Here is a 25,660-nt window from a genome sequence, read left to right on the forward strand (position 1 = left end):
TCGACGTTATGACGATCGTCAAAGTGACGTGAAGCAGGCTATGATAGATAACGTCAGTTCGACGAAAAGTAGAAAGGGTGCGTGTCGTGACCACCGCCCAGACCACGGAGCTCGACGTACAGCCGACTCCGCTCGCCCTGTTGCTGCTCGGCCGTGAGGCCGACCCGAGGAGCGAGCGGGGCGTCGAGTGTCCCGGCGATCTGCCCTCGCCGTCCGACCCCGACCTCGTCGAGCGTGCCCGCGCGGCCAAGGAGAAGCTCGGCGACAAGGTGTTCGTTCTCGGCCACCACTACCAGCGTGACGAGGTCATCCAGTTCGCCGACGTCACGGGCGACTCCTTCAAGCTGGCCCGGGACGCGGCCGCGCGCCCCGAGGCCGAGTACATCGTGTTCTGCGGTGTGCACTTCATGGCCGAGTCCGCGGACATCCTGACGGGCGACGACCAGAAGGTCGTCCTCCCGGACCTCGCCGCCGGCTGCTCCATGGCCGACATGGCGACGGCCGAGCAGGTCGCCGAGTGCTGGGACGTCCTCACCGAGGCCGGCATCGCCGAGCAGGTCGTGCCGGTGTCGTACATGAACTCCTCGGCGGACATCAAGGCGTTCACGGGCAAGCACGGCGGCACCATCTGCACGTCGTCCAACGCCGAGCGCGCCCTGAACTGGGCCTTCGAGCAGGGTGAGAAGGTCCTCTTCCTGCCCGACCAGCACCTCGGCCGCAACACCGCGGTCCGGGACCTGGGCCTGTCCCTGGAGGACTGCGTCCTCTACAACCCGCACAAGCCGAACGGCGGCCTGACCGCCGAGCAGCTCCGGGACGCGAAGATGATCCTGTGGCGCGGGCACTGCTCGGTGCACGGGCGTTTCTCGCTGGAGTCCGTGGAGGACGTACGCGCCCGGATACCCGGGGTGAACGTCCTCGTTCACCCCGAGTGCACGCACGAGGTCGTGGCCGCGGCGGACTACGTCGGCTCGACGGAGTACATCATCAAGGCGCTGGAGGCGGCCCCGGCCGGCTCCAAGTGGGCCATCGGCACGGAGCTCAATCTCGTACGACGGCTCGCCAACCGTTTCGCGCCGGAGGGCAAGGAGATCGTCTTCCTCGACAAGACCGTCTGCTTCTGCTCGACCATGAACCGCATCGACCTGCCCCACCTGGTCTGGACCCTGGAGTCGCTGGCCGCGGGCAAGCTCGTCAACCGGATCGAGGTCGACAAGGAGACGGAGGCGTTCGCGAAGCTGGCGCTGGAGCGGATGCTGGCACTGCCGTAGGGCAGCCGCGGCCCCCGCTCACCCCGACGCCGTGGGGTGAGCGGGGTCGAGGCTGAAGACGGTGCCGTCCGGGGTGCCGGCGATCAGCGCCCCGCCGTACGGCAGCACCTCGGACTTGATCACGTCGCCGCTCGCGAGCTGCTCGGCGTGCGCGCCCGTCTCCCACAGCAGCGTGCCCTCGCGGGCGTCGAGAGCCGCGACCCGGCCGCTGGTACTGACCAGGTACAGAGTGCGGGTGCGGCTGTCGTAGGTGGGCTGGCCCGAGCCCTCGGCGCCGGTCCGGGTCTGCCACAGCTGCTTTCCGGTCAGCGGGGACACGGCGGTCACCTGGCCGTCGGGCTCGGCGATCCACAGGGTGTCGGCGGCCAGCGTCACCGAGCCCTCGTAGGTCTGCGACAGCTTGGTCGTGGTGCCGGCGCCGGTGTCCGGGTCGAGGAGCAGGACCTTGCCGAACGTCAGGTCCTCGGGGCGCGCCGGACCGGTGGTGCCCCCGATCACGAAGGCCGGCCGGCCCTGGACGACGCCGAGCAGGCCGCTCGTGTACGGGGTCTTCAGCCGCCTGACGACCGATCCGTCACTCCGGTTCAGCTCCAGGACCACTGCGGACCGGCTCTCGTCACCCGGGAAGCAGTGCGCGTACAGGCCGGAGCCGGCCGCCGGGAACATGCAGTAGCTGTCGGCGGGCATCTGCGCGGTCCACCGGTCGGCGCCGGTGCGCGGGTCGCGGGCCGTCACCGACCGGCCGTCGAGGTCGGTGGTCAGGACCAGGTCGCCGGACATGGCCAGGTCGACGCTCGTGTCGTTCACCTTGCGGGCCCACAGTTTCTCGCCACTGTCCGCGTCGAGGGCGACAATGCTGACCGTGCCGTCCCCGGCGCCGGCCGCTGGGTAGACGACCTGCCGGACGAGCACCGCGCCGTCCCGCACGCCGAGGAGCGTGAAGCTCTTCAGCCCTGTCCCTTCGGAGTCGGCGGGCGCCAGGGAGAAGCGCCAGACGGTCTTGCCGGTACGGCCGTCGAGGCGTACCGGCAGGATGTTGTTGCCGGCGCAGTAGACCGCGTCCTCGTACCTCCCGCAGGTGGCGTCGCCCGGGTCGCCGGTTTTCACCCCCAGCGCCTCGGCCTCGCCGCGCGGCGAGGTCTCGTGCACCGTCGTCTCCCAGGGCTGCCAGCCTGCGGGGACCGCGGCCCACCGGGAGGCCACGGTCGGGGCGGGACTCGCCGCCCGGGGGCTGTCTGCGAAACCCGGTCCGAACCGCAGGTATCCCAGCAGTCCCAGGGCCAGCACCCCCACAGTGCCGGTCGCCACGAGCAGGGGGCGGCGGACACGGCTGCGGCGCCCGGACCTCGTTTTCGCGGCCGGGTCCCCTTCGGCGGAGGTCTCCTCGGCGGCGCGCAGCAGTTGTGCGCGCAGGGTCACCGTGGCCGGTTCGCCGGGGCCCGGTTCGGGCAGGGTGTCCGCGAACTCCTTGGCCAGCCGGTCGAGTTCGGGCCGGTCCGCGGCCTCCTTGGCCAGACAGCGTTCCAGGATCGCGCGCAGCGGCTGTGCCACGCCGTCGAGGACGGGTGACTCGTGGACGACCCGGAAGGCGGTCAGATAGGGGCTGTCGGCGTCGAACGGCCCGCGCCCGGTGGCGGAGAACACCAGCAGCGCGCCCAGCGAGAAGACGTCGGAGGCGGGGCCGACCGTGCGGGCGTCGGTGAACTGCTCCGGGGACATGAAGGGCGGGGTGCCGATCATCTGCCCGGTCTCGGTGAGGGTGTTGTGGTTCTCGGCGGCGCGGGAGATGCCGAAGTCGATGACGCGGGGTCCGTCCTCGGCCATCAGGACGTTGGCGGGCTTGAGGTCGCGGTGCACCACGCCGGCCCGGTGGATGTCCCGCAGCGCCTCCACCAGTCCGAGGGCCAGCTGCCGCAGTTCGCCGTCCTTCAGCGCGCCCCGCTCGCGGATCCGGTCGGCGAGGGAGCGGCCGGGTACGTACTGGGTGGCCATCCAGGGCCGTACCGCCTCGGGGTCGGCGTCCACGACCGGGGCGGTGAAGGCACCGCTCACCTTGCGGACGGCCTCGATCTCCTGGCGGAAACGGGCGCGGAAGACCTTGTCCTCGGCGTGCTGGGCGTGGACGACCTTCACGGCGACCTCGCGCCCGGAACGCGTCCGGCCGCGGTAGACGATGCCCATGCCTCCGGCACCGAGCCGGTCGACCAGTTTGTACCCGCCGACCGATCTCGGGTCGTCCTTGTGCAGTGGCACGCCCGAATCCCCTTCCGCGTGCGGCAGTTCGCGGGCACAGCATATGTAACGGGAGCGGAGGGTGCCCTCAGTGACTGCCGCGGCTGTTGAGACGGGCCGCCCGGCGGGTCAGATAGTCGCGTTCGGCCAGGTTCGGTGCCCGGTGAGCGGCCTCGGCGTACAGACGGGCCGCTGTCGTCGGGTCGCCGTCGCGTTCGTGGAGGTAGGCCGCGACCGCCGTGTGCCGGGGCAGGGAGTCGTCCAGCGCGGCGAGGGCGGCGAGGCCCGCCCGGGGTCCGTCGGCCTCTCCGACGGCGACCGCGCGGTTGAGGCGGACGACGGGGCTGTCGGTCAGGCGGACGAGTTCGTCGTACCACTCGACGATCTGCACCCAGTCGGTCTCCTCGGCGGTGGGCGCGTCGGCGTGGAGGGCGGCGATGGCGGCCTGGGTCTGGAACTCGCCGAGCCGGTCGCGGGCCAGCGCGGTCTGCAGGATCGCCACGCCCTCGGCGATCGCCGAGGTGTCCCATCGGGTGCGGTCCTGTTCGGCGAGCGGCACCAGACCGCCGTCGGGAGTGGTGCGGGAGGCGCGCCGGGCGTGGTGGAGCAGCATGAGGGCGAGCAGTCCCGCGACCTCGGGGTGGTCGATGGCGGCGGCGAGCTGCCGGGTGAGGCGGACGGCTTCGGCGGCGAGGTCGATGTCGCCGGAGTAGCCCTCGTTGAAGACCAGGTAGAGGACGCGCAGCACGGTGGCGACGTCACCGGGCTGGTCGAGGCGCGCGCCGGAGACCGTCCGCTTGGCGCGGCTGATCCGCTGCGCCATGGTCGCCTCGGGGACCAGGTAGGCCTGGGCGATCTGGCGGGTGGTGAGCCCGCCGACGGCACGCAGGGTGAGGGCGACGGCGGAGGACGGGGTCAGCGCGGGATGGGCGCACAGGAAGTACAGCTGGAGCGTGTCGTCGACGCCGGGGGCGGGCCCGGGCGTCGGTTCCTCGTCGATACGGTCCTCACGGCGGCGGCGGGCGGAGTCCGACCGGGTCGCGTCGAGGAACTTCCGCCAGGCCACGGTGACCAGCCAGCCCTTCGCATCGCGCGGCGGGTCGGCCGGCCAGACGCGGACCGCCTCGACGAGCGCGTCCTGCACGGCGTCCTCGGCCGCCGCGAAGTCGGCTCCGCGGCGGACGAGGACGGCGAGCACGCTGGGCGTGAGGCTCCTGAGCAGGGCCTCATCCACCGGCGTGGCAGTCCGCGACGTTGGGATCCGCCGCGTAGAACGGGCGCAGTTCCAGCCACTCGTGGATCGGCTTGCCGCCCGCGCCGGGGGCGGCGGACAGCTCCCCGGCCAGTTCGACGGCCCGCTCGTGACTGTCGACGTCGATCACCATCCAGCCGGCGATGAGGTCCTTGGTCTCGGCGAACGGCCCGTCGGTGACCGGAGGGCGTCCCTCACCGTCGTACCGGACCCACTCCCCCTCGGGAGCGAGCGCCTGTCCGTCGACGTACTCCCCGCTCTCCTCCAGTCGGACCGCGAAGTCCCGCATGTACTGCACGTGCGCCGTGATCTCCTCCGGCGTCCACTTCTCCATGGGCACGTCGTTGGCCGGAGCCGGGGCGCCACGGTAGTGCTTCAGCAGCAGGTACTTGGCCATGGTGTCTCTCCTCGGTCCTGATGCGACGCGTTCCGGTCGCTCTCACCACGGGGACGGAACGGGGCGCGGGTTCTCGACATCGCCGCGGAACTTGTTTTCACTCCACCCTTGGACGTACCAGCCCCGACTCGTACGCGATGACCACGAGCTGGGCCCGGTCCCGGGCGCCGAGCTTGGCCATGGCCCGGTTGACGTGGGTCTTGACGGTGAGCGGACTGACCTCCAGGCGCTCGGCGATCTCGTCGTTGGAATGGCCACCGGCGACCTGGACGAGGACCTCGCCCTCGCGGTGGGTGAGGGCGGCGAGGCGTTCGGAGCGCAGGGGGTCGTGCTCGTCGTCCACGTCCCGCTGGGCGAGGAAGCGGGCGATCAGGCCCTTGGTGGCGGCCGGGGACAGCAGTGCCTCGCCGCCGGCCGCGACCCGGATCGCGGCGAGGAGTTCCTCGGGCTCGCTGCCCTTGCCGAGAAAGCCGGAGGCGCCGGCGCGCAGGGACTGCACGACGTAGTCGTCGACCTCGAAGGTCGTCAGGATGACCACACGGACGTGCGCGAGGGACGGGTCGGCGCTGATCATGCGGGTGGCCGCGAGACCGTCCGTGCCGGGCATCCGGATGTCCATGAGGACCACGTCGGCGCGCTCCTGTCCGGCCAGCCGTACGGCCTCGGCGCCGTCGGACGCCTCGCCGACCACCTCCATGTCCGGCTCCGAGTCGACGAGCACCCGGAAGGCACTGCGCAGCAGCGCCTGGTCGTCGGCGAGCAGGACACGGATCGTCATACGGGCTCTCCTGGTTGGTCCCTGGCTACGGTTCGGGTCTTGACCGGCAGGATCGCGTGGACGCGGAAACCGCCTCCGTAGCGGGGGCCGGTGGTGAGGGCGCCGCGCAGGGCGGTGACCCGCTCGCGCATGCCGAGCAGGCCGTGGCCGCCGCCGTTGTCGGGGTGGTCCTCCTCGCCGGTGCCGTTGTCGAGGACCGTGATCTCCACGTTCGGGCCGACGCGTACGACGCTGACCTCGGCCTTCGGCTCGGCACCGGCGTGCTTCTGGACGTTGGTGAGGGCTTCCTGGATGACCCGGTAGGCGGCCAGGTCGACGGCGGCGGGGAGGGTGGTGCCGTGGTCGGTGCGGGCGACCTCGACCCGTAGCCCCGCGTTGCGGAAGGTGCCGACGAGTTCGTCGAGGCGGGCGAGGCCGGGGGCGGGTTCGGTGGGGGCCTCGGGGTCACCGGACTGCCGGAGCAGACCCACGGTGGCGCGGAGTTCGTTGAGGGCGGAGCGGCTGGCCTCGCGGACGTGGGCGAGGGCCTCCTTGGCCTGGTCGGGGCGTTTGTCCATCACATGGGCGGCGACTCCGGCCTGGACGTTGACCAGGGCGATGTGGTGGGCGACGACGTCGTGCAGGTCACGGGCGATGCGCAGGCGTTCCTCGGCGACCCGGCGGCGGGCCTCCTCCTCGCGGGTGCGCTCGGCCTTCTCGGCGCGCTCCCTGATGGCCTGGACGAAGGCGCGCCGGCTGCGGACGGCGTCGCCCGCGGTGGCGCCGATACCGGTCCAGGCGAAGATGCCCAGGTTCTCCTGGGCGTACCAGGGCAGGGGGCCCGCCAGCATCGCGGCGCCGGTCAGCACCGTCATGGTGAGCAGGCCGACGCGCCAGGTGGTGGGGCGGTCGGTACTGGAGGCCACGGTGAACAGGGCGATGACCGCGGACATGGCGACGGGAGCGCGGGGATCACCGGTGACGGACTCGATCAGGGAGACGGTGCCGGTGAAGGCGAGAACCATGAGGGGGGCGCGGCGGCGGAAGACCAGGGCGGTGGCGCCGAGGGCCATGAGGACGAGGCTGAGCGGGGCCGGGGTGTGGATGCTCCAGCTGACGGCGTCCTTCTGATGGGGCGCGACGAAGGAGCCGGCCACCATGCAGACGAGGACGCCCGCCGCGAGTATCGCGTCCAGTGCCAAGGGGTGGGCCTTGAGCTGCTTGCGGACGCGGTCGAGTGTGCGGCTCACGTGTGAACAGTAGAGGGGGCCTGTCCACCCCGGAACCGGTGGTGGCCGTGGATCGGGGTGGCCGCAGTCACCCCGGGATCAGGCCGTCGTCGCTCAGGAGGTCCCGGACCTCTTCCAGAGTCGCGTCCTCGGCGGGGAGGATCAGCTGCGAGGGTTCCAGGGAGTCGTCCGGGAGGGGATCTCCCAGTTCGCGGACCCTGGTGAGGAGGGCTTTCAGGGTGCGGCGGAAGCCCGGACCGTCGCCGTTCTCCATCTCGGCCAACAGCTCGTCGTCCAGCTTGTCCAGGTCGGCGAGGTGGCTGTCGGCCAGCCTCACCTGACCCTCCCCCATGATCCTGACGATCATGTCGCCCTCCTCGGCGTGGCCCCTACTGCTTGTCGAAGCGGGGGGTGTCCTGCGGCTGCTGCGGGGACTGCGCCTGTCCGGTGCCGCCCTCGATCGCCTGCTGCGACGGGGAGCCTCCCGCCAGCTCCGCCTTCATGCGCTGGAGTTCCAGCTCCACATTCGTACCACCGGAGAGCTGGTCCAGCTCGGCCTGGATGTCGTCCTTGTGCATGCCGGACTGGTCGTCCAGGACGCCGGAGGCCAGCAGTTCGTCGATCGCACCGGCCCTGGCCTGGAGCTGGGCCGTCTTGTCCTCGGCCCGCTGAATGGCCAGGCCCACGTCGCCCATCTCCTCGGAGATGCCGGAGAAGGCCTCGCCGATCCGGGTCTGCGCCTGGGCCGCCGTGTAGGTGGCCTTGATGGTCTCCTTCTTCGTACGGAAGGCGTCCACCTTGGCCTGGAGACGCTGGGCCGCAAGAGTGAGCTTCTCCTCCTCGCCCTGCAGCGTCGAGTGCTGCGTCTCGAGGTCCGTCACCTGCTGCTGGAGCGCGGCACGACGGGACAGCGCCTCGCGGGCGAGGTCCTCGCGGCCGAGCGCGAGCGCCTTGCGGCCCTGGTCCTCCAGTTTCGAGGACTGCGACTGCAGCTGGTTGAGCTGGAGCTCCAGACGCTTGCGGGAGGTGGCCACGTCGGCCACGCCCCGGCGTACCTTCTGAAGCAGCTCCAGCTGTTTCTGGTACGAGTAATCGAGGGTCTCGCGCGGATCCTCGGCCCGGTCAAGGGCCTTGTTCGCCTTCGCGCGGAAGATCATCCCCATACGCTTCATGACACCGCTCATGGGCTTCGCGCGCCCCCTTCTGACGGACTTCCAGCACCAGTTCTGCGACAGAACCCACAGTACGGGCCCTGCATCCATTGACGCACTGTTCCGGGACGGATGCGGTCATCCCCAAGGACGACTGACCAATCCCTTGCTCCGGCGTGAGGAGTAGGTGACCTTCAGGGTCCGCACGGATCGGCATGGATCCGAACAGGTCTGTTTTCCGGTCACCGGACGTCCCCTCCGTCCCCCTGGATGACGACTGGTGTTGCCGGATCGTTCCCCAGCGGGCTGGGGTCCAACCCCGGACACCCCTTACCCTTGGGTTTTGTGTTCCGTAGCCGTGCCACCAAGGAAGAGAAGGCCGCCGTCGCCGACAAGGCGCAGCTGACCGACTCCAAGCAGATCCGTGACCCCCAGGCCCCGAAGGGTCGGCCCACGCCCAAGCGCAGTGCGGCCCAGCCCCAGCGCCGCAGCGTCGCCAATACGCCGTCGACGCGCAAGGAGGCCTCCAAGCGCCAGCGCGACGACCGGCGTGCGGCGCTGGAGAGGCAGCGCCAGGCGCTGGCCGGCGGCGACGAACGGTACCTGCCCGCACGGGACAAGGGCCCGGTGCGCAAGTACGCCCGCGACTTCATCGACTCCCGGTTCAACGTGGCGGAGTTCTTCCTCCCGATGGCCGTGGTCATCCTCGTGCTGAGCGTGGTACGGGTGGGCGCGCTCCAGAGCATCGCGCTGCTGCTGTGGCTCGTCGTGATCGTGCTGATCGTGCTCGACGCGATCCTCAACGGTTTCCGTCTGAAGAAGCAGCTCGCCGAGCGCTTCCCGGACCACAACCGCAAGGGCGCGGTCGCCTACGCCCTCATGCGCTCTCTGCAGATGCGTCGCCTCCGGCTACCGAAGCCGCAGGTCAAGCGCGGAGAGCGGCCCTGAGTACGACGTCTTTCTCCGGGGGCGCGGCGGATGCCTGGCTGGACAAGCTGGGCGGGCTGCGGAACGTCGTACGCCAGGAGCTGGTGGCCCGGCAGCTCGACGAGCAGATAGTCGGGCGGTACCCGGTCGGACAGCGACTGCGGGTGCTCGACGTGGGCATGGGCCAGGGCACGCAGGCGCTGCGGCTGGCCCGGGCCGGGCATCAGGTGACCGGGCTCGAGCAGGACGCACGGATGGTCGCGGCCGCCCGGGAGTCCCTGTCCGCCGAGCCTGAGGGCATCCGGGAGCGGATGCGGATCATCGAGGGCGACGGCAGGGACACCGGGGTGCACTTCCTGCCGGGCAGTTTCGACGTCGTGCTCTGCCACGGTGTGCTCATGTACGTCCAGGAGCCGGATCCGCTGCTTGCGGGACTGGCGCGGATGCTGGCACCGGGCGGGCTGCTGTCGCTGCTCGTGCGGAACGCGGACGCGCTGGCGATGCGGCCGGGGCTGGCCGGGGACTGGGCCGGCACGTGGGACGCCTTCGACTCGGTGGCGTACCGGAACCGCCTGGGCCTCGACGTTCGCGCCGACCGGCTGAGCACGCTGACGGCGACGCTCGCGGGCATCGGGGCGCCGCTCCGGGCCTGGTACGGCGTGCGGGTGTTCACGGACACGGCCACGGACGACGCGGAGGTCCCTGCCGACACGGAGGCGCTGCTGGCCTGTGAGGAGCGGGCGGGGCGGACGGATCCGTACCGGGGGGTCGCCGCGCTGCTGCATCTCTGCGGCGTGCGGGGCTGAGCCCGCTCGGACCAGCCACATCGGCTTCGCCGCAGGATCGCCGCTCGGGTGTCGGTGGCGTCGAGCGTCGTCCAGGGCATCGTCCCGGCGCCCGGCCGGACCCTCCGGCGAGGGCGACAGCGGCAATGACGACACCAGGATCAGACGTCGGTGGCCTTCACGCGTGACGGAGGCGCGAGGGCCGTGGACGTGACGCCGGGTGAGCAGAGGCGGAGGAGGCGGGCGAGGGTGTGCGACGGCCCTCGCCCGTCCGTGTCACGCCTCCTCGGCCGCGCGCAGGCTCATCGGGCCGTAGATCTCCGTGGCGTCCTCGAACAGCCGCACCTGTTCGGCGCCACCGGCGAGCAGGGGCTTCCAGTACTCACCGAGCCAGGACTCCGCGTCTCCCTGGGTGGTGAACTCCTCCGGCTCCACCGCGGGCTGGGTCTCCGCGCCGTCGGCCTTCTCGAACCGCCAGATCCATGTCGCCATGCAGGCCTCCCTCGTATGGGCACGTTCCGTGGTCGAGCCTATGCGCTCCGCTGGGTCGGACGGAACAAGATCGCGACAGTTCGTCGTCCGTGGGCCTGATGTCGACGCGGTCCCGCGCCACTTGAACGCACCTCTGCGCGAGCAAGATCAACAGGCACCGGGGAGAATCGGCTCGTGGAACTCACTCTTCTCGGTACCGGTGCCCCCGACGGCCTTCCCCGCCCCGGCTGTCCCTGCGCCGCCTGCGCCGTCGCCGTCGGGGCGGACGCCCGTGGTGCCACCGCGGTGCTCGTCGACGGGGCCCTGCTGCTCGATCTGACCCCCGGTGCCGCCTTCGCCGCCGCCCGCGCGGGGCATTCGCTCGCAGGCGTACGGCAGGTACTGCTGTCGCATCCGCATGACGGGCCCGCGGTCGAGGTGCCTGCCGGGATTCCGCAGCCGGGGCGGGTGCCGGACGGGCGGGAGCTGGCGTTGCTGACGGGCCACCGGGTGCGGGCCGTCGCCATGGACGCGCCGGGGACCGGGTACGCCGTCACCGGGCCCGACGGGCAGCGGGCGCTGTATCTGCCTCCGGGTGGTGCGCCCGCCGGGCTGGAGGAGGGGGCCGTCGAGTCGTACGACCTGGTGCTCGCCGATGTCGTACGACGGCCGGACGCGCTGGCCCGGCTGCGGGCCGTGGGGGCGGTCGGGCCCACGACCGACGTCGTCGCCGTCCATCTCGATCACGACGTGCCTCCCGGCGCCGAGCTGCGCCGGAGGCTGGCCGCCGCCGGGGCGCGGGCCGTGCCCGACGGGACGACGCTGACGGTCGGGGCCTACGAGGACGTACCGGATGTGCCGCGGCGGACGCTGGTGCTGGGCGGGGCGCGGTCCGGGAAGTCGGTGGAGGCCGAGCGACGCCTGGAGGCCTTTCCCGAGGTGCTGTACGTCGCGACCGGCGGGTCCCGGAACGGGGACACCGAGTGGGCCTCCCGGGTCTCCGTGCACCGGGAGCGGCGGCCCGGATCCTGGCGTACGACCGAGACCTGCGACCTGGTGCCGCTGCTGAAGGACGACGGGGCGCCGCTGCTGATCGACTGTCTGTCGCTGTGGCTGACGGATGCGATGGACGCCGTGGGGGCGTGGGACGACGCCGAGTGGGCCGACGGCGGGGAGCGTGAACTGCGTTCACGGGTGCGGGAGTTGACGGAGGCGGTACGGGCCGCACGGCGGACCGTGGTCGCCGTGACGAACGAGGTGGGCTCGGGCATCGTGCCGGCCACCGCGTCCGGACGCCGGTACCGGGACGAGCTGGGGCGGCTGAACGCGGCGTTCGCGGGCGAGTGCGAGCAGGTGGTGCTGGTGGTGGCGGGACAGGCGCTGGTGCTACGGGGCTGAGGCGTGCGCGGGCCGCTCCGCGGGGCCGGCGCAGGCGGTGCCCGTGCTCCCGGTGTCCGCGTTGCCCGACTCCGCGCCGACTGCGTCCGCCCTGGCTGCATCCATACGGCCGGTGTCCACGCTGCGGGCGTCCGCGCTCCCGGCGTCCGCGCTGGCTGCGTCCGTGCGGTCGATGTCCGCGTCGCGACCCGCGTTCGCCCTGCCCGCGTCCAGGCGGCCGGTGTCCGTGCTCCCGGCGTCCGCGTTGTCCGCCTCCGCGTTCTTGCGGGCGATCACCCGGTAGGTCTTCGCGTAGCGGGTGCCGGCGAGGAGGAGGGCGAGGGTGTGGTCCAGGGCCCTCGCGGTCGGGATCAGCGGTCCGGTCGCTCTCGGGGGCAGGACCCGGGTCAGACGGGTCGTCACGCGTTCCGGTACGTGCGCGGATCTGCGGGTCGTGGTGACGATCGTGCAGCCCTGGGACTCCAGTTCGGCGCGGGGGTCGTCCGGGGACTCCACGAGGAGGTGGCCGCCGGGACGCAGGACGGCGAGGGCGGCCCGGAGACCTTCGGGGCCCGGGCTCTGGTTCAGCAGGCTGACCACGTCGTAACGGGCCCGGAGGCGGGTGGTGATCTGCGGGTCCGTCAGCCGGCCCAGGTGGGCTTCCTCCAGGCGTTCGATCGCCTGGGCGTGCACCACGCGGGGTGTGAGGTCCAGGCCGTCGAAGGCCGTGTAGGGGAAGAACGTTCTCGCCGCCTCCGGGAAGTCCGCGTCCCCCGTCTGCACGTCCAGCCAGCTCTCCGGTTCGGGGAACGGCAGCATCGCGCGGGCGGTGGAGCGAAGACGCCGTACGGAAGGGGCGGTTGATGCATTCATGAGGCCTCCCGGAGACGCATGGCAATTCGCTACAAACCGGAACGTATGGGATCCCGATCCAGGGTGCAATGACACCAGGGCCACGTGGCGCCCCCGTGTTCGATCAGGGCCGGTACTGTTCGGCGAATGAGCTCGCTTAATCTCGACGACTTCTCCGATCTGATCGAGCGCCCCGACGGCGGGGTGCGTCGCGACGCCGAGGCGCGCCGGGAGCGTCAGATCGTGCCGCCCGGGGCGCTGGGCCGCCTCGACGAACTGGGTGAGTGGCTGGCCGCGGCGCAGTCGGCCGTTCCGGTACGGCCGATCGAACGGCCGCGGGTCGTCCTGTTCGCCGGTGACCACGGGATCGCCGACCAGGGCGTCTCCGGGCGTCCCGCGGGCAGTGCCTCGGAGCTGGTGCGGGAGGTCCTGGAGGGCGGCCGCCCGGTGTCGGTCCTCGCGCGGCGGCTGGGCGTGCCGGTGCGGGTCGTCGACATGGCGCTGGACTGCGATCCGGCCGAGCTGCCCAAGGACGTCGTACGGCACCGGGTGCGGCGCGGGAGCGGTCGTATCGACATCGAGGACGCCCTGACCTCGGAGGAGGCGGAGGCCGCCTTCCGGGCCGGGGTCGCGGTGGCCGACGAGGAGGCCGACTCCGGGACCGATCTCGTGGTGCTCGGCGATGTGAGCGTGGGCGGCACCACGGTGGCCGGGGTGCTGGTCGCCGCGCTGTGCGGAACCGACGCGTCCGTCGTGACCGGGCGGGGCGGGACCGGGATCGACGACCTGGCGTGGATGCGCAAGTGCGCCGCGATCCGGGACGCGCTGCGGCGGGCGCGGCCGGTGCTCGGGGACCAGTTGCAGCTGCTGGCGACGGTGGGCGGCGCCGACCTTGCCGCGATCACGGGCTTTCTGCTCCAGAGCGCGGTGCGGAAGCTGCCCGTGGTGCTGGACGGGGTGGTCGTGGCCGCCTGCGCCCTGGTGGGGCAGCGGATCGCGTTCCGGGCCCCGGACTGGTGGCTGGCCGGGCAGAACAGCGGCGAACCGGGACAGGCGAAGGCACTGGACCGGATGGCCCTGGAACCGCTGCTCGACCACGGCGTGACGGTCGGCGAGGGCGCGGGCGGGCTGCTGGCGCTGCCCCTGGTGCAGGCCGCGGCGGCGCTGGCCGCCGAACTGCCCGAGAAGCCCTCGCCCGCCGAGGACGAGCACGAGCCGGAGACGGAGACGGTGGAGGCGCAGGAGACGCAGGAGGCGGCGGAGGCCGTGGACGCTGTGGTGGAGAAGAAGGACGAGTAGGCAGGGGCTGGCGGCGCGGCTGCCTCGCGTCCTCGCGGCGGAAAAGAGAGACAGGCGAGTGCCGCGGCTGCCCAAGCGTGGGCGCAAGGGGCATGATCGCCCCTTATGGGAGACGTCCGAAATGCCGCGAAGCAGGACCAGCCCGCCGAACCGCCCCCGGAACCGGCCACCGGTGCCCGGCGGCCCTCCACCACCGCCTCCCGGCGGGCGGCCGGGTTCGCCGTCTGGTACCTGCGGGTCGTCGCGTTCGTCAACTTCCTCAGCGCGGCGTGGGTTTCGCTGGGGCAGGACGTACGGCGGCACAACCAGGAGGACTACTTCACGCCGTATCTGCTGACGGCGGGCTTCGCCTCCGGGGTGTTCACGGCCTTCCTCGCCATCACCATGCGACGGCGCAAGCGCGCGGCGTGGATCCTGAACCTGGTGGTGTCCGGGGCGTTCCTCGCACTGTTCGTGTTCGCGATGGTGTTCCCGGAGATCCGGCGGTACGCGCAGAACTGGATCTCGCTGGCCCTCACCGCCGCGTTCGTCGCCGCACTGCTGGCCGGACGGCGGGAGTTCTACGCCAAGGGAGACCGGTCCAACCCGCGGCTCGCCGCCGCGGTCGCCGTCGGCGGCCTGCTGGTGTCCTCGCTGCTCGCCGCGCTGCTGGTGACCGCCACCAACGAGGCGTCGAGGTCGTCGAGCTTCACGGAACGCTGGTGGTACGGCACGCTGCGGCTGGTCTCCGTCGCCGCCGACGACTCCCGCTTCGACGGGATCCTGACGCCGAACTGGGTCAACGTCGTCATCAACGTGCTCAGCACGGTCCTCGTGCTGGCCGTCTTCTACGCCGCCTTCCGCTCCCGGCGTGCTGTCGACCCGCTCACCGAGGACGACGAGCGGCGCCTGCGGGAACTGCTGGCGCGGCACGGCGAGCGGGACTCGCTCGGGTACTTCGCGCTGCGCAGGGAGAAGAGCGTGGTGTGGTCGCCGACGGGCAAGGCGGCCGTCACCTACCGGGTCGTCGGCGGGGTGTCGCTGGCCTCGGGTGATCCGATCGGCGACCCGGAGGCCTGGCCGGGTGCGATCGAGCCGTGGCTGGCCGAGGCGCGGGCACACGGGTGGCTGCCCGCGGTGATGGGCGCGGGCGAGGACGCCGGGACGGTGTACGCGCGGCACGGCCTGGACGCGCTGGAGCTGGGCGACGAGGCGATCGTCGAGGTCGCCGAGTTCACCCTGGAAGGCCGGGCGATGCGGACCGTCCGGCAGGCCTACAACCGGGTCAAGCGGGCCGGGTACACGGTACGGATCCGGCGCCACGAGGACATCCCCGCCGACGAGATGGCGGCTCTCGTACGACGGGCCGACGACTGGCGGGACGGGGCCACCGAGCGCGGGTTCAGCATGGCGCTGGGACGGCTCGGGGACCCGGAGGACGGGCGGTGCGTGGCGCTGGAGTGCCGGGACGCGAGCGGTGAGCTGAAAGCGGTGCTCTCCTTCGTGCCGTGGGGGCCGCACGGGCTGTCCCTCGACCTGATGCGCCGGGACCGCGACTCCGAGAACGGACTCATGGAGTTCATGGTCATCGAGCTCCTGAACCGGGCCCAGGAGATTCAGATCACCCAGGTCTCACTCAACTTCGCCATGTTCCGTTCGGTCTTCGAACGTGGCGCACGTCTTGGCGCCGGACCGGTGCTGCGGCTGTGGCGGTCGCTGCTCAGCTTCTTCTCCCGCTGGTGGCAGATCGAGTCGCTGTACCGGGCCAACGCCAAGTACCGGCCCATCTGGGAGCCGCGGTTCCTGCTCTTCGAGAAGAGCGCGGACCTGCCCCGCATCGGCCTCGCCTCGGCCCGTGCGGAGGGGTTCCTGGAGGTGCCGGGACTGCCGAGGTGGCTACGGCGTCGGGAGCACCTGAGTACGCACAGATGAGGACCATGGGATGAAGACACTCGCCCGCTGGGCACGCGTGGAGTGGGGGCCGCTGTACGTCACCGTGCGCGAGGCCCTGCTCCGGCGGAGGTGGCGGGTGGTCCCCATGGCGCTTTTGGCCGTCGCTCTGACGGCGGCCCTGCACTTCGTGCACAACCAGTCGTGGGGCTACGGCTTCGTCCAGGACGTGGGTGGCGTGCGCGCCGCGGACCCGTTGTGGCTGGCCCTGCTGCGCACCCCCCTCTCACTGTTCGTACCCGCCCTTGACCTGCCGGTGTGGGGTGCGCTGGCGCAGATCCTCTTCGTGTTCGGGCTCGCCGAGATCGGGCTGGGCCGGTGGCGGACGCTCGCGCTGGCGTACACGGCCACGCTCGCCGGGACGCTGTACGCGCGCGTGGGCATCGGGCTGGGTCCCGACAGCCTGTTCGGCCTGTACGCCTCGGACGCGCATGTCGTCGACACCGGCCCCTCAGCGGCCGTGGTGGGCCTCGCCGTGTTCCTGGGCTGGCGCTACGGCGCCCGGCTCACCGCGGGTGTCGTGGTCGGCGCCATGGTGGTCGAGGTGCTGGTCAAGGGAAACCTCGCCGGCAAGGAACACCTGGCGGCGATCGCGGCGATGTGCGTGCTGTGCGCAGTCTCGGCGACCCGCCGGCGACGTTCCGGGGGCGGGTCCGGATCCCGTTCCGGGGGCGTTGTCGGGGACCGTTCCGGAACGTGTTCCGGGGGCGGGTCCGGAACAGGTGTCGGGGGCGGGTCCGGAGCCCGCTCCGGGGGCGATTGGGGAGCCCCTTCCGGACCCGAGGACAGGGACGCTTTCGGAGCCCCTTCCGGACCCGAGGACGAGGGCGGAGCCGGGCAGGACGCCAGGGCCGGGGCGCCGTCGATCAGAGCCCGGCACCTGCGGCCCGGGCCCGGGCGACGGCGCTGAGGACGGGTGCCGGGTGCCCCGGAGTCGTCCGGCCGATGACAAACGGTCGCGCCCGCCGGCCCGGCACCGGCATCGCGTCGGCGCCCGCACCGCGTCAGCGGCGTTCCAGAGGTGGGGGTGTCGTCGGGTTCGGTTTGCCGCCGATCAGGTCCTGGAACTTTCTGCGGGGGCCCGCCCAGCGCTTGTCGCGGTGGTAGGCGCGCAGGGTGGCCCGGGCGCGGGCGCGCGGGCGGCGGCCGTAGAAGCGCCGGGCCCAGGGTGAGCCGGGGCGGGCCAGCCGGACCAGGCCGATGAGTCCGACCAGCGGGACGATCACGCTGAAGATCGCCATCCGGGTCTTGCCCTTGAGCAGGACCAGCATCGCGAAGAGGAAGTTGACCACCACGCTGGTGATGACGCCGCCGCGGTCCTGGGCCTCCGCCTGCGTCACGTCGTTGACGCCGAACGGCGAGAAGCCCGCGAGCACCAGGCCGACCAGCGCCGCGGTGAGGACGACGACCTCGACGCTCTTGCGGCCCTCCTCGCTCCAGTAGACGTCGTCGAGGTGCAGGATCAGCGCGAACTCGTCCAGCACCAGACCCGCGCCGATCCCGAACACGACCGCGCACACCGCCGCCCCGAAGCCGTACCGCCCGCTGGCGACCGCGCCGAAGCCGCCGACGACGCTGAGCACCACACCGGGAACCACGTGATGGATGTGCACTCCGCCGGAACTGACGTTGCCGAAGGGGCCCTTGCCCGCCCGGATGAGGCGGGTGATGACCCGGGTGATCAGGAAGGTGAACACGAACGCGGTCAGGGCGAGAAGGAGCGGCAGCTTGCCGGGTTCGACGATGTTGCGGTGCAGCCAGTGGCCCATGGGCCCAGTCTCCCGGGGCCCGGGGTGGGCCGCCCGGCGGATCCGGCGTCCGGGCTACCCTGCGGGCGTGTCCATGACCCGCCTCCCCCTCGACGGCCTCCGCTTCGCCTTCGGCACGCTCAGCGTGCTCCCCGTGAAGGTGACCCGCTGGGACCGGGAGGCGGCACGGGGCGGCATGCTGTGCGCTCCGCTGGTCGGGGTGGTACTGGGCGGTCTGTCGGCCGCGCTGGGACTTCTGCTCCTGTTCCTGGGCGCCTCCGCGCTGCTCGCCGCGGTCGCCGCGGTCGCCGTACCCGCGGTTCTCACTCGGGGCCTGCATCTCGACGGGCTCGCCGACACGGCGGACGGCCTGGGCAGCGGCAAGCCCGCCGAGGACGCGCTGCGGATCATGAAGCAGTCGGACATCGGCCCGTTCGGTGTGATCACCCTCGTCTTCGTGCTGTTCGCCCAGGTGGCCGCGCTGTCGCAGTCGTACGGCGACTCCTGGGCACGGGGTGCGGTGGCGACGGTGGTCTCGGCGACGGCCGCCCGCCTCGCGCTGACCCTGGCGGCACGTGCCGGGGTGCCGGCAGCGCGGCCGGAGGGGCTGGGGGCGGCGGTGGCAGGGGTCGTCCCGCGTCGGGCGGCGGTGCCGGTGGCCGCCGCGGTGGTGCTGGGGGCGGCCGGAGCGGGGGCGCTCTTCGGACCGTACGACCTCGTCCGTTCGGTGCTGGCGGTCGCCGCCGCCGTGATCGTGGCCGAGCTTCTGTTGCGGCACTGCACGCGCCGCTTCGGCGGGGTGACCGGGGACGTGTTCGGAGGGCTGGCGGAGGCGGCGGCGACGACGGCTCTGGTGGTCCTGTCCATGAACCCCTGACAGTTCCGCTAGCAGGGCCTGCGCCACACCCCCAGCTCGTACTTCTTCAGCATCGAACTCAGCTTCAGGCGGCGGGAGTCCGCGCAGAAGCGGGTCGTCGGGAGTTCGTACTCGACGTGGAAGACCGCCTTGTCCGCCGTGATGAACGGCTTCATGTCCCCGCACTCGTGGTACTGCGCGCACTGTTCGTTGACCGCGAAGTCGAAGTCGTCGACCAGGTCCGGGATCTGGTCGAGGTCGTTCTTCAACCCCACCGCCATTCCCCGCTCATGGGCCAGTTTCGCGATCAGCCGGTTGTAGCGGAGCTGGTCCGCCGCGGTCAGGGCGAAGCCCGTGCGGTTCTTGTAACCGTCCATGTTGTCGGGCTCGATCGCGTCGAAGCCCTTTGTGCGGCACATGTCGAAGCGGGCGGCCATCAGCGGTTCCAGCACGTCCGTGCGGCGGATGTCGAGCCAGCGCTCCCCCTCCCAGCCGTTGCCACGGCCTGTCACCGACGCCGGGAACTTCTTCGCGTCGGGCCGCCAATCCTCCCACGCGCCCGTGGAGAGGTAGCAGATGACCTTGCGGTCCTTGCGGTGCAGGGCGGACACCACGGACCTGGACTGGTCGAAGCCGTCGATGTCGTACACCGGCACGTCCACCGAGGTGTCGACACGGCCGGTCAGCTGCCACTGCCAGGCGACGCCGGGCCGGGGCTGCCAACGGGCCTCACCGGGCCCGGAGTCGGGGGCGGCCGAGCAGCCCGCCGTCAGGAGCAGCAGGGTGACGAGCAGGGGAAGGCGTTTCAAGGGGTGGGCTCCAGGGCCGTGGCAATGACGCGAGCGTCGGGCGGTACGCTCGCCGGAATCAGGTGGGTGTGACCCACCTCACAGGAGGCGGGGGAGCCGGACCGCAGGAACGATCGGCCACCGCCCCGAGCGTAGGCTCGTCCCGGGTGGTCGCCGACAGGGGTGAAGGCCCCGATCGGTACCCGCGCTCGGACGATTCCCGGACGAGAGACAGGGTCGGCCGTCGGGCCCGGTCGACCCACCCGCTCGACCACAGCAACCTCACATCGGAAGCGAGAATTCACCACCGTGACTGCTCTCACTCTCAGCACCGCCGCGGCGCCCGGCCTACGGGCCGACGCGATCGTGATCGGTGTCGCCAAGGGCGCGAACGGCCCGGTCCCCGCGCCGGGCGCCGAGGCCGTGGACAAGGCCTACGACGGCCGCCTCGCCGGCGTCCTGGAAACCCTCGGTGCCTCGGGCGCCGAGGGCGAGGTGACGAAGCTGCCCGCGCCCTCCGGCCTCAAGGCCCCGCTCGTGGTGGCGGTGGGTCTGGGCGCCGAGCCCGAGAAGGACTCCGCCTTCGCCCCGGAGACCCTGCGCAAGGCCGCCGGCGCGGCCGCCCGCGCCCTGACCGGCGCGAAGAAGGCCGCGTTCGTGCTGCCGCTGGCCGATGCCGGCGACGTCGGCGCGGTCGCCGAGGGCGTGCTGCTCGGGGCGTACTCCTTCGACACCTACAAGGAGAACAACGCGGGCGGTGCCAGGGCCGCCAAGAACAGCAAGGCCCCGCTCGCCGAGGCCGCGCTGCTGGGCGGCAAGCCGCGGGACGCCGCGCACAAGACCGCGCTCGCCCGGGCCACCGCCGTCGCCGAGGAGCTCAACCGCGCGCGCGACCTGATCAACATGCCGCCGAACGACCTGAACCCCGAGGCCTTCGCCGCCATCGTGCAGACCGCGGGCAAGGAGCACGGCCTCAAGGTGCAGGTGCTCGACGTGAAGGCCCTGGAGAAGGGCGGCTACGGCGGCATCCTCGGCGTCGGCGCGGGGTCGGCGTCGGGGCCGCGGCTGGTGAAGCTGTCGTACACGTCGTCCAAGGCGACAAAGCACCTCGCGCTGGTCGGCAAGGGCATCACCTACGACTCGGGCGGCATCTCGCTGAAGCCGCCGGGCCACAACGAGACGATGAAGTGCGACATGAGCGGGGCGGCCGCGGTGTTCGCAGCCGTGGTCTCGGCCGCGCGTCTGGGCCTTGAGGTCAACGTGACCGGCTGGCTGGCGCTGGCCGAGAACATGCCGTCGGGGTCCGCGACGCGGCCCGGTGACGTGCTGCGGATGTACAGCGGCAAGACGGTGGAGGTGCTGAACACCGACGCGGAGGGCCGGCTGGTGCTGGCCGACGCGCTGTGGGCCGCGTCGGCGGAGAAGCCGGACGCCATCGTGGACGTCGCGACCCTCACCGGCGCGATGATGGTGGCGCTGGGCAGCCGGACGTTCGGGATCATGGCGAACGACGATGCCTTCCGTACGGCGGTGTACGAGGCCGCGGAGGAGGTCGGCGAGCCGGCGTGGCCGATGCCGCTGCCGGAGCACCTGCGCAAGGGGATGGACTCGCCCACCGCGGACATCGCGAACATGGGCGAGCGGATGGGCGGCGGGCTGGTCGCCGGGCTCTTCCTGCGCGAGTTCGTGGGCGAGGGGATCACCTGGGCGCACCTCGACATCGCGGGTCCCGCGTTCAACGACGGTGGGCCGTTCGGGTACACGCCGAAGGGTGGGACCGGGACCGCGGTGCGTACGTTGGTGCGGCTGGCGGAGCTGGTCGGCTCCGGTGACCTGGGGTGACGTCCGCCCGATAGCCCGGTTCCCCAGGGGCGTGGGCGGCTGCGGGCCCGTTGTGGCTCGTCGCGCAGTTCCCCGCGCCCCTGGTGGGCTGCCTTGGCCCTCCTCCGCCCCGGGGCGCCGGTCGCGTCCGCGCGGCGGAGCCGCATATCGACACAGCCCCGCGCCCCTGGGTGGGCTGCCCTGGCCCTCGTCCGTCTCTGAGCGGGGAAGCCGGTCGTGTGCGCGTGGCGGGACTGGGGGTTGATACGGCCTCGCCGTCCGTCGGTGTCTCAGCGGCGGCCCTGCTTCACATGTGAGCGTGTGGTGTCTCACACCCCGGCCCGGCGTCTCGTTCAGGGCCGACAAGTGCGAAGATGGGGCTCGGCAGGACAGGGCCCCCACCACAGGGCCGAGAAAGAGCGGCCGGACACCAGCCGCCGCGCGGTCACTGGAGACCGGCGTACGGCGCACATGCATGGAGGACGTGACGTGGCGAACGACGCCAGCACCGTTTTCGACCTAGTGATCCTCGGCGGTGGTAGTGGCGGTTACGCCGCGGCCCTGCGCGGGGCGCAGCTGGGGCTTGACGTCGCCCTGATCGAGAAGGACAAGGTCGGCGGTACCTGCCTGCACCGAGGGTGCATCCCCACCAAGGCCCTGCTGCACGCGGGCGAGATCGCCGACCAGGCCCGCGAGAGCGAGCAGTTCGGTGTGAAGACCACCTTCGAGGGCATCGACATCGCCGGGGTCCACAAGTACAAGGACGGCGTGATCGCCGGCCTGTACAAGGGCCTCCAGGGACTCGTCGCCTCCCGGAAGGTGACGTACATCGAGGGTGAGGGGCGGCTCTCCTCCCCGACCTCCGTCGACGTGAACGGCCGCCGTGTCGAGGGCCGTCACGTCCTGCTGGCGACCGGCTCCGTGCCGAAGTCGCTGCCGGGCCTGGAGATCGACGGCAACCGGATCATCTCCTCGGACCACGCTCTCGTCCTGGACCGCGTGCCGAAGTCGGCGATCGTCCTCGGCGGCGGTGTGATCGGTGTCGAGTTCGCCTCCGCCTGGAAGTCCTTCGGGACCGACATCACGATCATCGAGGGTCTCAAGCACCTCGCCCCTCTTGAGGACGAGAACTCCTCCAAGCTTCTTGAGCGCGCGTTCCGCAAGCGCGGCATCAAGTTCAACCTGGGCACCTTCTTCTCGAAGGCCGAGTACACCGCCGACGGCGTCAAGGTCACCCTCGCCGACGGCAAGGAGTTCGAGGCCGAGCTCCTGCTGGTCGCCGTGGGCCGCGGCCCGGTCTCCGCCGGTCTCGGCTACGAGGAGCAGGGCGTCGCGACGGACCGCGGCTACGTCCTGGTCGACGAGTACATGCGCACCAACGTCCCGACGATCTCCGCCGTCGGCGACCTGGTCCCCACGCTCCAGCTCGCGCACGTCGGCTTCGCCGAGGGCATCCTGGTGGCGGAGCGTCTGGCCGGTCTGAAGACCGTCCCGATCGACTACGACGGCGTCCCGCGGGTGACCTACTGCCACCCCGAGGTCGCCTCCGTGGGCATCACCGAGGCCAAGGCCAAGGAGATCTACGGCGCGGACAAGGTCGTCACCCTGAAGTACAACCTCGCGGGCAACGGCAAGAGCAAGATCCTGAACACCTCGGGCGAGATCAAGCTCGTCCAGGTCAAGGACGGTGCCGTGGTCGGCGTCCACATGGTCGGCGACCGCATGGGCGAGCAGGTCGGCGAAGCCCAGCTGATCTACAACTGGGAGGCGCTGCCCGCCGAGGTGGCGCAGCTCATCCACGCCCACCCGACGCAGAGTGAGGCGCTCGGCGAGGCCCACCTGGCCCTCGCGGGCAAGCCCCTCCACTCGCACGACTGATCCCTCGGTCGAGAAGCGACTCAGACTTCCGCAATTCGTAAGGAGCAACCGAAACCATGGCGGTTTCCGTAACCCTTCCGGCGCTCGGCGAGAGCGTCACCGAGGGCACTGTCACCCGCTGGCTGAAGGCCGAGGGTGAGCGCGTAGAGGCCGACGAGCCGCTGCTCGAGGTGTCGACCGACAAGGTCGACACCGAGATCCCCTCCCCCGTAGCCGGCGTCCTGGCCTCCATCAAGGTCGCCGAGGACGAGACCGTCGAGGTCGGCGCCGAGCTGGCCGTCATCGACGACGGCACCGGCGCTCCCGCCGCTGCCCCGGCCCCGGCGGCCGAGCCGGTCGCCGAGCCCGCTCCCGAACCGGCTCAGGCAGCCCCGTCCACCGAGCAGGCCGCTCCGGCGCCCGCTCCCACCGCCGAGGCCGCGTCCGGCGGCGGTTCCGCCGAGGGCACGGACGTCGTCCTGCCCGCCCTGGGCGAGTCCGTCACCGAGGGCACCGTCACCCGCTGGCTGAAGTCGGTCGGCGACTCGGTCGAGGCCGACGAGCCGCTGCTGGAGGTGTCGACCGACAAGGTGGACACCGAGATTCCGGCGCCCACCTCCGGTGTGCTGCTGGAGATCACGGTCGGCGAGGACGAGACCGCCGAGGTCGGCGCGAAGCTCGCCGTCATCGGCGCCCCGGGTGCGGCTCCGGCCGCTGCTCCGGCACCCGCCGCCCCGGCCCCGGCTGCCGCCGCTCCGGCACCCGCACCCGCCCCCGCGGCTCCGGCGCCCGCCCCGGCTCCGGCTCCGGTCCAGGCCGCTGCTCCGGCTCCGGCCGCCCCGGCGCCCGCGCAGGCCGCTCCGGCTCCGGTCACCCCGGCTCCGGCGCCCGCCGCACCCTCCGGTGACGACGGCGCCTACGTGACCCCGCTGGTGCGCAAGCTCGCCGCCGAGCACGGCGTCGACCTGGCCGCCGTCAAGGGCACCGGCGTCGGTGGCCGTATCCGCAAGCAGGACGTCGTCGCCGCCGCCGAGGCCGCGAAGGCCGCCGCCGCTCCGGCTCCGGCCGTCGCTGCCCCGGCCGCCGCCGCCAAGAAGGCACCCAGCCTGGAGGCCTCTCCCCTCCGTGGCCAGACCGTCAAGATGCCGCGCATCCGCAAGGTCATCGGCGACAACATGGTCAAGGCGCTGCACGAGCAGGCGCAGCTGTCGTCGGTCGTCGAGGTCGACGTCACACGTCTGATGAAGCTGCGTGCCCGGGCGAAGGACTCGTTCGCGGCCCGTGAGGGCGTCAAGCTCTCCCCGATGCCGTTCTTCGTCAAGGCCGCGGCCCAGGCGTTGAAGGCGCACGCGCCCGTCAACGCCCGGATCAACGTGGACGAGGGCACGATCACCTACTTCGACACCGAGAGCATCGGTATCGCGGTGGACTCCGAGAAGGGCCTGATGACCCCGGTCATCAAGCACGCCGGTGACCTCAACATCGCCGGTATCGCCAAGGCCACCGCCGAGCTCGCGGGCAAGGTCCGGGCGAACAAGATCACTCCGGACGAGCTGTCCGGCGCGACCTTCACCATCTCCAACACCGGTTCGCGCGGTGCGCTCTTCGACACGATCATCGTGCCGCCGGGCCAGGTCGCGATCCTCGGTATCGGTGCCACGGTCAAGCGTCCGGCGGTCATCGAGACCGAGGAGGGCACGGTCATCGGCATCCGCGACATGACCTACCTGACCCTCTCCTACGACCACCGTCTGGTGGACGGCGCCGACGCGGCCCGTTACCTGACCGCGGTCAAGGCGATCCTGGAGGCGGGCGAGTTCGAGGTCGAGCTCGGCCTGTAAGCCACCTGGTGCTGCGCGGTGCCCCCGTCCGGAGTTCTCGGGACGGGGGCACCGTCGTCTCACCGGGGCGTCAGCTTCTTGTCCGACCAGCCCCACAGCTCCTCCACCCACACGTTGGGGATGGACAGCCTGGGCGCGCGGGTGAGGTGCTTCGTGCGGTACGCCTTGAGGACGTCGTACGTGGCGTCCAGGCAGTCCCGCGAGGTGAGTTCCCCGGTTCGCGGGTCGACGCCGACCAGGAAGCCGCGGGCCTCGACGGTGCGGATCGCGGCCCGTGCGTTGTTCACGTCGTGGGTCGAGGAGCTGGTGCAGCGGTAGCGGCTGTAGGGGTGCTCGGCCCGCCCGGGGATGGGGGTCCCCCCGCGCGAGGTTGTTCGAGCGTGGGGGAGGGCGTCCCTGGACATATCGCTGAGCATGCGGTCGTACGAACCCTCCGCGTGCCAGGCTCCGATGTCGTCGCCCGGCGGGGTGTAGAGCTTTGCGCTGGGGTTCTCCACGGCGCCGTAGACCCAGCGGCCGGTGCCCGGGACCTTGAAGCCCCAGCCGACGTGGCCGAACTTCTGTGCCCCGTCAGGCTTGACGAAGACACAGGCGGCGCCGGTACCGCCCGCACCGCTGCCGGCGGCGCCCGCCAGGCCCGTGATCGCTTCTGTGCTGCGCGGCCCCGTGCCGCTCGGCCCCGTCTCCGTCGTCGCCCGCGTGGCTGTCTGCGCGCAGCCCGACACCGCGACGATCGCGCCGATCACGACCGCCGCGGCCAGGTGCCGCCGTCCCCCGATGTCCATGCCGTCCCCCTGTGGTGCGAAGGGGCGCCCCGCGC

The 25,660-nt window shown here is 71.9% G+C and carries 22 protein-coding genes and 1 pseudogene; 11 read left to right on the forward strand and 12 right to left on the reverse strand.

Features of this window, described 5'->3' with window-relative positions:
- The first annotated feature begins 86 nt into the window (after positions 1-86).
- Entirely contained in the window at positions 87-1,271 is a 1,185-nt protein-coding gene (gene nadA, locus OHT57_RS13970) for a quinolinate synthase NadA (RefSeq protein WP_328746696.1), read from the forward strand.
- Positions 1,272-1,289: 18 nt separating this feature from the next.
- On the opposite strand, the gene OHT57_RS13975 is transcribed toward nadA, so the two are convergent.
- The 7 genes from OHT57_RS13975 to OHT57_RS14005 all read right to left on the reverse strand — a co-directional run bounded on the left by OHT57_RS13975 (position 1,290) and on the right by OHT57_RS14005 (position 8,310).
- The gene (locus tag OHT57_RS13975; RefSeq protein WP_328746697.1) at positions 1,290-3,524 is read right to left on the reverse strand and encodes a serine/threonine-protein kinase; all 2,235 of its coding nucleotides are present in this window, start codon (positions 3,522-3,524) and stop codon (positions 1,290-1,292) included.
- Between the two features lie 67 nt (positions 3,525-3,591).
- Positions 3,592-4,737: an RNA polymerase sigma factor gene (locus OHT57_RS13980; RefSeq protein ID WP_328746698.1), complete on the reverse strand. Its 1,146-nt coding sequence runs from the start codon at positions 4,735-4,737 to the stop codon at positions 3,592-3,594.
- Positions 4,730-5,152 carry a YciI family protein gene (locus OHT57_RS13985; RefSeq protein WP_328746699.1) on the reverse strand — a complete coding sequence of 141 codons (423 nt, stop codon included), beginning with the start codon at positions 5,150-5,152 and terminating at the stop codon, positions 4,730-4,732. Before OHT57_RS13985 ends, OHT57_RS13980 begins: the two co-directional genes overlap by 8 nt.
- Positions 5,153-5,249: 97 nt before the next feature.
- Positions 5,250-5,930 carry a response regulator transcription factor gene (locus tag OHT57_RS13990; protein WP_328746700.1) on the reverse strand — a complete coding sequence of 227 codons (681 nt, stop codon included), beginning with the start codon at positions 5,928-5,930 and terminating at the stop codon, positions 5,250-5,252.
- Entirely contained in the window at positions 5,927-7,159 is a 1,233-nt protein-coding gene (locus OHT57_RS13995; protein WP_328746701.1) for a sensor histidine kinase, read from the reverse strand. The genes OHT57_RS13990 and OHT57_RS13995 overlap by 4 nt, the downstream gene beginning before the upstream one ends.
- Positions 7,160-7,226: 67 nt before the next feature.
- On the reverse strand, positions 7,227-7,505 hold the full coding sequence (gene pspAA / locus OHT57_RS14000; protein ID WP_328746702.1) for a PspA-associated protein PspAA: 279 nt from the start codon (positions 7,503-7,505) through the stop codon (positions 7,227-7,229).
- A 22-nt stretch (positions 7,506-7,527) separates the two neighbouring features.
- On the reverse strand, positions 7,528-8,310 hold the full coding sequence (locus tag OHT57_RS14005) for a PspA/IM30 family protein (RefSeq protein ID WP_328746703.1): 783 nt from the start codon (positions 8,308-8,310) through the stop codon (positions 7,528-7,530).
- 249 nt (positions 8,311-8,559) lie between these two features.
- Here OHT57_RS14005 and OHT57_RS14010 point away from each other — a divergent pair, with 249 nt between their 5' ends.
- Together OHT57_RS14010 and OHT57_RS14015 are read left to right on the forward strand one after the other, a co-directional pair.
- Positions 8,560-9,237 carry a DUF3043 domain-containing protein gene (locus OHT57_RS14010; protein ID WP_328746704.1) on the forward strand — a complete coding sequence of 226 codons (678 nt, stop codon included), beginning with the start codon at positions 8,560-8,562 and terminating at the stop codon, positions 9,235-9,237.
- Between the two features lie 83 nt (positions 9,238-9,320).
- Positions 9,321-10,022 carry a methyltransferase domain-containing protein gene (locus OHT57_RS14015; RefSeq protein ID WP_328746705.1) on the forward strand — a complete coding sequence of 234 codons (702 nt, stop codon included), beginning with the start codon at positions 9,321-9,323 and terminating at the stop codon, positions 10,020-10,022.
- 255 nt (positions 10,023-10,277) lie between these two features.
- On the opposite strand, the gene OHT57_RS14020 is transcribed toward OHT57_RS14015, so the two are convergent.
- The gene (locus OHT57_RS14020; protein WP_328746706.1) at positions 10,278-10,493 is read right to left on the reverse strand and encodes a hypothetical protein; all 216 of its coding nucleotides are present in this window, start codon (positions 10,491-10,493) and stop codon (positions 10,278-10,280) included.
- Between the two features lie 174 nt (positions 10,494-10,667).
- Between OHT57_RS14020 and OHT57_RS14025 the strand changes: the two genes are divergently transcribed.
- Positions 10,668-11,870 carry a bifunctional adenosylcobinamide kinase/adenosylcobinamide-phosphate guanylyltransferase gene (locus tag OHT57_RS14025; protein WP_328746707.1) on the forward strand — a complete coding sequence of 401 codons (1,203 nt, stop codon included), beginning with the start codon at positions 10,668-10,670 and terminating at the stop codon, positions 11,868-11,870.
- On the opposite strand, the gene OHT57_RS14030 is transcribed toward OHT57_RS14025, so the two are convergent.
- On the reverse strand, positions 11,859-12,722 hold the full coding sequence (locus OHT57_RS14030; RefSeq protein WP_328746708.1) for a hypothetical protein: 864 nt from the start codon (positions 12,720-12,722) through the stop codon (positions 11,859-11,861). The two genes, OHT57_RS14025 and OHT57_RS14030, sit on opposite strands and share 12 nt — an antisense overlap.
- 126 nt (positions 12,723-12,848) lie before the next feature.
- Between OHT57_RS14030 and cobT the strand changes: the two genes are divergently transcribed.
- The 3 genes and pseudogenes from cobT to OHT57_RS14045 form a co-directional block, all read left to right on the forward strand.
- Positions 12,849-14,000: a nicotinate-nucleotide--dimethylbenzimidazole phosphoribosyltransferase gene (gene cobT / locus OHT57_RS14035; RefSeq protein WP_328746709.1), complete on the forward strand. Its 1,152-nt coding sequence runs from the start codon at positions 12,849-12,851 to the stop codon at positions 13,998-14,000.
- Between the two features lie 105 nt (positions 14,001-14,105).
- A complete protein-coding gene (locus OHT57_RS14040) occupies positions 14,106-15,911 on the forward strand; it encodes a phosphatidylglycerol lysyltransferase domain-containing protein (protein ID WP_328746710.1) in 1,806 nt (601 codons plus the stop codon).
- A gap of 10 nt (positions 15,912-15,921) precedes the next feature.
- A pseudogene (locus tag OHT57_RS14045) lies at positions 15,922-16,599 on the forward strand (hypothetical protein); the annotation flags it as partial.
- Positions 16,600-16,933: 334 nt separating this feature from the next.
- Here the strand turns inward: OHT57_RS14045 and OHT57_RS14050 are convergent.
- The gene (locus OHT57_RS14050) at positions 16,934-17,698 is read right to left on the reverse strand and encodes a hypothetical protein (RefSeq protein WP_328746711.1); all 765 of its coding nucleotides are present in this window, start codon (positions 17,696-17,698) and stop codon (positions 16,934-16,936) included.
- Between the two features lie 73 nt (positions 17,699-17,771).
- On the opposite strand from OHT57_RS14050, the gene OHT57_RS14055 reads away from it, so the two are divergent.
- Complete coding sequence (locus OHT57_RS14055; RefSeq protein ID WP_328753192.1) at positions 17,772-18,554, forward strand: adenosylcobinamide-GDP ribazoletransferase; 783 nt, start codon at positions 17,772-17,774, stop codon at positions 18,552-18,554.
- Positions 18,555-18,562: 8 nt separating this feature from the next.
- On the opposite strand, the gene OHT57_RS14060 is transcribed toward OHT57_RS14055, so the two are convergent.
- On the reverse strand, positions 18,563-19,342 hold the full coding sequence (locus tag OHT57_RS14060; protein WP_328746712.1) for an endo alpha-1,4 polygalactosaminidase: 780 nt from the start codon (positions 19,340-19,342) through the stop codon (positions 18,563-18,565).
- 288 nt (positions 19,343-19,630) lie between these two features.
- Here OHT57_RS14060 and OHT57_RS14065 point away from each other — a divergent pair, with 288 nt between their 5' ends.
- The 3 genes from OHT57_RS14065 (at position 19,631) to sucB (ending at position 24,840) form a co-directional block, all read left to right on the forward strand.
- Positions 19,631-21,163 (forward strand): leucyl aminopeptidase, encoded by a 1,533-nt coding sequence (locus OHT57_RS14065; RefSeq protein WP_328746713.1) that lies wholly within the window; start codon positions 19,631-19,633, stop codon positions 21,161-21,163.
- A gap of 468 nt (positions 21,164-21,631) precedes the next feature.
- On the forward strand, positions 21,632-23,020 hold the full coding sequence (gene lpdA / locus OHT57_RS14070) for a dihydrolipoyl dehydrogenase (RefSeq protein ID WP_328746714.1): 1,389 nt from the start codon (positions 21,632-21,634) through the stop codon (positions 23,018-23,020).
- Between the two features lie 56 nt (positions 23,021-23,076).
- The gene (gene sucB, locus OHT57_RS14075) at positions 23,077-24,840 is read left to right on the forward strand and encodes a 2-oxoglutarate dehydrogenase, E2 component, dihydrolipoamide succinyltransferase (RefSeq protein WP_328746715.1); all 1,764 of its coding nucleotides are present in this window, start codon (positions 23,077-23,079) and stop codon (positions 24,838-24,840) included.
- 59 nt (positions 24,841-24,899) lie between these two features.
- Here the strand turns inward: sucB and OHT57_RS14080 are convergent, their stop codons facing one another.
- Positions 24,900-25,625 (reverse strand): hypothetical protein, encoded by a 726-nt coding sequence (locus OHT57_RS14080; protein ID WP_328746717.1) that lies wholly within the window; start codon positions 25,623-25,625, stop codon positions 24,900-24,902.
- Positions 25,626-25,660 lie beyond the last annotated feature (35 nt).

It is taken from the genome of Streptomyces sp. NBC_00285 (genome assembly GCF_036174265.1).
Taxonomy (GTDB): domain Bacteria; phylum Actinomycetota; class Actinomycetes; order Streptomycetales; family Streptomycetaceae; genus Streptomyces.